This window comes from Ruegeria haliotis (assembly GCF_013377785.1).
Classification (GTDB): domain Bacteria; phylum Pseudomonadota; class Alphaproteobacteria; order Rhodobacterales; family Rhodobacteraceae; genus Ruegeria; species Ruegeria haliotis.
Genome location: NZ_JABXWT010000044.1, coordinates 1 through 5145 on the forward strand (window position 1 = coordinate 1; position 5145 = coordinate 5145).

The 5145-nt window shown below is 50.9% G+C and carries 3 protein-coding genes; 2 read left to right on the forward strand and 1 reads right to left on the reverse strand.

What is annotated here, in order from left to right:
- Nucleotides 1-341 precede the first annotated feature (341 nt).
- Together HW561_RS23110 and HW561_RS23115 are read left to right on the forward strand one after the other, a co-directional pair.
- The gene (locus HW561_RS23110; protein WP_176867722.1) at nucleotides 342-740 is read left to right on the forward strand and encodes a hypothetical protein; all 399 of its coding nucleotides are present in this window, start codon (nucleotides 342-344) and stop codon (nucleotides 738-740) included.
- A gap of 1148 nt (nucleotides 741-1888) precedes the next feature.
- Nucleotides 1889-2902: an autotransporter outer membrane beta-barrel domain-containing protein gene (locus HW561_RS23115; RefSeq protein WP_176867724.1), complete on the forward strand. Its 1014-nt coding sequence runs from the start codon at nucleotides 1889-1891 to the stop codon at nucleotides 2900-2902.
- A gap of 840 nt (nucleotides 2903-3742) precedes the next feature.
- Here the strand turns inward: HW561_RS23115 and HW561_RS23120 are convergent.
- Nucleotides 3743-4969 carry an AraC family transcriptional regulator gene (locus HW561_RS23120; RefSeq protein WP_235963049.1) on the reverse strand — a complete coding sequence of 409 codons (1227 nt, stop codon included), beginning with the start codon at nucleotides 4967-4969 and terminating at the stop codon, nucleotides 3743-3745.
- Nucleotides 4970-5145 lie beyond the last annotated feature (176 nt).

Below are 5145 nucleotides of genomic sequence, written 5' to 3' on the forward strand. Positions count from 1 at the left end.
CTTTGGGCCGTCCCCGAGTCGATTATTAGCGGGGCAGGGGGCTTAGCTGCAACGGCATCAAGGTCAGCATCGAACCCTTTGTGTCTGACGCTTCGCTTTTCCCAAATGTCGGCTGTGTTGCGTTTGTCGGCTTCCACATATTCCGTTTCGCTGACGGCTATAGCGAAACCAGTGTTCGCCTGACTGAGGTTGCCCCATTACGGAAGGCGAAGCAAACAGGCGAAAACTTGATGTCTTTTCTCAAAACCTTGACGTGCCAGCGCAATAAATCTGGGCCTCAGAGTGCCAAATTGAGTGCACACACTGCGTATCAAACACGCTTCACTGAAAGGAACCAGAAAATGAAAAAGGCAATGATTGCATCCGCTACGGTACTCGCTCTGGTCGTAAGTGCTGGAACGTCCATGGCCGGCCCGTTGCGTGACCAAGGCCAACGCGGGTTTGCACAAGAAGTCCGCTCGTCAGTATCGCAAGCACGCGGCCACGCGGGTACAAAGGTCAAGACCCACCAAACCACTAACTTGACTGACTCTGGCGCGCATTTGACGTCAAAGCACGATCTGGGCCAAATGAGCCAGTCTTTGACTCAGCAGAATAGCACATATGGCTCGACCGGGGGCTCGCAATTTCCCAATGTTGTTGTCATCCCGATTGATGATAACGGCACTAAAACTGTGATTTTCGGCAAGGACTCGGGTTCTGGTCTGTCAGATCAGCCCGTATATTGGAGATACTGGTAGCATTATCTTGATCTAGGCTGGTTCTCTCAGAGAAAACGCGTCCTGCTGACATTTGAAGCCAGTCCCCGGATTCTAACTTCGGGGACTGGCTGCAATGTTCTTGCGTCACGAACAGATCACTAACTTGGCTGCCACGCGCGCCAAGCGGCCTTTTCTTTGTGTCAAACCAACGGCGTGACGGTTTTGCTCGTCGACTTCCTCCTGTTCAATTTGGCGGGCGGTTGTCGCGAAGCCAATGTTTGCCCGGCAGAGAACGCCTCACTGCCAAACACGTTGCGAACAGGCGTTAGCTTGATGCCTTTTCTCAAAACCTTGACCTGCCAGCGCAATAACTCAATCCAACGGGCTGCCAAATTGAGTGCACACGTAGCGTTTCAAATACGCTTAACTGAAAAGGAGCTAAAAGATGAAAAAATTAATGACTGCACCCGCTGTTTTTTTTCGTTCTTGCAGTAATGTCCAATGCGGCATTTGCAGACACATTTGACGTAAACACCCAGACTTCTCAAACGCAATTTCAGGGCATGATGTCGACTGAGGGAAACTCCGGGAAAACTTCTGTAGTTGATAGTGATTGCGGGAATTCGGGATGTATCGGTGGCATTACCGTTTATTTCCTTGAAGTGCCGGAGTTCGACTTTGATGCAAGAAGGCTTAAAAACGTTTTTGACATTGATGCGGGTACAGTGATCAAACGTATTAGGCGCTGAGCCTACAGTGTCGCAAGAGACCCGGCTGTGTGAACAGCTGGGCGAGATATGCCGGTGATCAACTCCAGCTGGTTCGCCTCTTTAACTGGCTGGACGCTGCAATGCGAAGGAGCTTCCAAGACCCGCTAAATTCTTGAGTTGCGAACCGATCATAAGCTTCACCATCATTCTCACTAAGGGGCCATTTGTTTAAATTAGACCAACGGCGGAATGGGTGCGCTTGTCGGCTTCCACCTGTTCAATTTGGTGGGCGCTTATCGTGAAGCCAATGTTTGCCTGACAGAGAACGCCCCACCGCACGATACGCTGCCGACAGGCGCTAGCTTGATGCCTTTTCTCAAAACCTTGACGTGCCAGCGCAATCAATCTGAGCCGCAGATTGCCAGATTGATTGCACACAGAGCGTAACAAACACGCTTAGCTGAAAGGCGCAAAAAGATGAAAAAGGTCATGATTACATCCGTTACAGTTTTCGCGATTGTTGCAAGTGCTGGAATCTGCATGGCCGGCCCGTCGCATGGCCTCGACCAACGCGGGTATGCAAAGGATGTTCGCTCATCTGTTTCGCAAGTACGCAACCGCATTGCGATGGAAAGCAACGGTTCTAAAGTCTTGACCGTCAGCCGGGCGTTGACTGAGTTGACGACAACCGCAGGACCAACGTTCTGGGTTGAGGCTGATGGAGAACGCGACAGCTATGATGTTGGTGAAGGCGAGATGACGACGAACAGCGGCAGTCTGCGCTATGGCGCGAATTTGCCTTTGGGTGAGTTTGCAGGCGGACAGCTGTTTGGCGGGCTGGAGTTCGGCATCGGCAGCATGTCATCGAATGTCGGCACCAGCTTTGCCAGCGTCGATATCTCGACCGACGCTTACGATGCAACCCTAAGTGCGCTTTGGGTTGCGGACAGTCTGTTCTATATTGACGGGCAGCTTCGCTATGGGTTTTTCGACAGCCAGATACGCCCCAACGGTGTGGCCGCCGTGGATGCCGACGGCAGCGGGTATGAGATATCTGTTGAATTGGGCAAGCCCTTCACGCTGTCGAATGAATGGACGCTCATCCCGCAAGTGCAGGTCATGTACAGCGATATCGACATGGATGATGTCCCTGATCGGGTCGAGGGTGGTCGGATCGGTTCCCTGGTGGATGGTGACACGTTGACGACCCGGGTCGGGCTGCGCGCTGAACGTGCCTTTGCAAACAATTCGATGCTGTATGGTCAAATCGACTTCTACCATACGTTCGACACCACGACCTTGGTAGTGTTTGGGAAAAATACAGTGGTCACCGAGCGCGGTCAGGACACTGCGGCACTGAGCATAGGTGGCAATGTCGCCCTGTCAGATCGCTCATGGCTCTTTGGTGAGATCACTACTGAAACCGGATTGGGAAGCAACTCGGACGACTACGCCGTCAGCTGGAACATCGGCGTAGAGGTACAGTTTTGAAGCGTAACGGGGTTCAGACGCCAGCTTGATGTCTTTTCTCAAAACCTTGACGTGTCATCGCAATAAATCCGAGCTGCAGATCGCCAAATTGAATGCACACACAGCGTTTCAAACACGCTCAACCGAAAGGGACCAAGAAATGAAAAAGACACTGATTACATCCGTCACCGCGTTGGTCATTGTTCTAAGTGCCGGAATGTCCACGGCCAGCCCGTTGCGCGGCGACGGCCAACGCGGGAACGCACATGATGTTCGCTCGTCAGTATCGCAAGCACGTAACCACGCTGATGGGATGGCCAATACCAACCGAACTACTAAAATGTCTGCTTCTGCCCCGGGTGCTGTGTTTATGTGCTCTGCAGGTAGATACAATTCAGCTCTAGGATCTAACCAACGCTGTTCATTCGACTTGTACACGAACATTCCGGGGCACTGACCAATCATCGAAGCCGTGTGAAATAATAGACACTTAGTGAAATGATTGTGTGGTTCAAAGATGCAGAAACAGGCATTTGACCCGCGCTTAACTGAAAGGATTTAAACGATGAAAAAAGTAATAATTGCATCCGCTACGGTATTCGCACTCACTGTAAACGCCGGAATGTCCATGGCGCACCCATCGGGTGGCCACGGCCAACAAACCGTAAATCTGCCTAGCCCCGACTATCAAGTGACACCAGAGCTATCGAATTCCGACTCTTGCGACTCATGCAGTGATGCCTACTCATAAAGGCGCTAACACATAAAAGGCGGATGCTTGAGGCTACGTTTCAGTAGATCAGCATCCGCTTTCTTGCCCGAGGTCACTGTCCCAACCGAATTGCATGCCCTGAGTTCAACCTAAGTTGCTCGGACACTACCCGGAGATTGGCCCGTCCAGGTCTTGTAGGCATTGGTAAACGCAGCTTGATCAGAATATCCGAGTGCAAAGGCAATCTCGGAAAGACTTAGTTTGGGATCATCAAGATACTGCTCCGCCAGCCTTGCACGAATATCCTTTAGCAGTTGTTTGTATGTTGTGCCTTCTTTGGCAAGTTTGCGTCCAAGTGTACTGATACTCATCCCGAGCGTCTTCGCGATATCATCTTGTGTTGGAGCACTAAAAGACAGTCGTGAAGTTATCTCGCCCTGCACCAAAGAACTTGCTTCTCCGATTACAGGCGGCAAATCCTTCATTAAAGTTTGAACATGCGTTTCAAGATGCAATAGCAATGAGGGGTCTGTATCTTTGATCGGAACATCCAGCACTTTCTTGTCAAATAAGATACCTGGAACGCGTTGGCCCTGTTTGACATTGATCGATAAAGCTTCGGAGATTTGTGTTTGCTTTTCTTCGGTCAATTTATGTGGAAATCGTAGCTCGAGGACTGGTAGGGGTGTCTCCGCCGCAATTTGAAGACTGGTCAATAGAGCCGAAATTCGAAACTCATTATGAGCGCCATCAGCACGCATCAGTTCAGCGATGGAGTCTACTTCCAAGAACATGCCATGTTCTTCTTTATAGAACGACAGTTTGGCAAAGCCGCGCGCTAAGCGCGCGTAGGTCACAGCCTTCTCAATTGCCTCACCAACGGTTGGAGAGTTTAAAACGACATAGCTGAGAAGTGTTGTTTTTCTGGGGTTGAATGTTTTCCCCGCTGAGATCGCAAACAGGGGGTCTTCGGTCTCGTCGATGGCGAGTTCCAAGAGGCGGAGCTCATTCCGGACATCAACAAAATTTGGCGGGGTTTCGTGAATGTCAACAGGTAGGTTGGCTGATCTCAGAAGCGCTGCAATATCTGAACCACGGTTCTCCAGAAGCCTGGCTATGTGATGCACACCAAAACCAGGAACATTCCAGGAGTGGGTATCAGAGATCACTTTGTTCTCATTCATGCTGGTGTTTTGCCCGAGATTGAAGCACGCCGTTGAACCGAGGCACTTTGTGTTTTGAGCGATAATAGACAGGGAGTAAAAGCTAAGCCAAGCAATCGTTTGATTGTCGGCGGCAATGTAGTTGGTTTTTTGCGCCTGCAGCGAACGGCAAAAATGCGGGCTGCGACCGTAGCGGCCGAGTGTAGTAGTCAACGACCGGTTTGGGCCGCGAGTGACTTCACCGATTCAATTGAAGGGCCGACTCCTTTGTGACTCGCAAGTCAGTTCAAAGCTCATGTTGAGCAGCTCCAACTAGGTGTTCAGTCCCGGCATCTGGTGGATCGGATTTAGGATGAATCGATCTGGCTCAGAAGTCCAGATTTTACAGA

What these genes read in the sequence shown, in the direction of transcription:
- HW561_RS23110 (WP_176867722.1), top strand. Translation starts at nt 342, where the DNA reads ATGAAAAAGGCAATGATTGCATCCGCTACGGTACTCGCTCTGGTCGTA.
- HW561_RS23115 (WP_176867724.1), top strand. Translation starts at nt 1,889, where the DNA reads ATGAAAAAGGTCATGATTACATCCGTTACAGTTTTCGCGATTGTTGCA.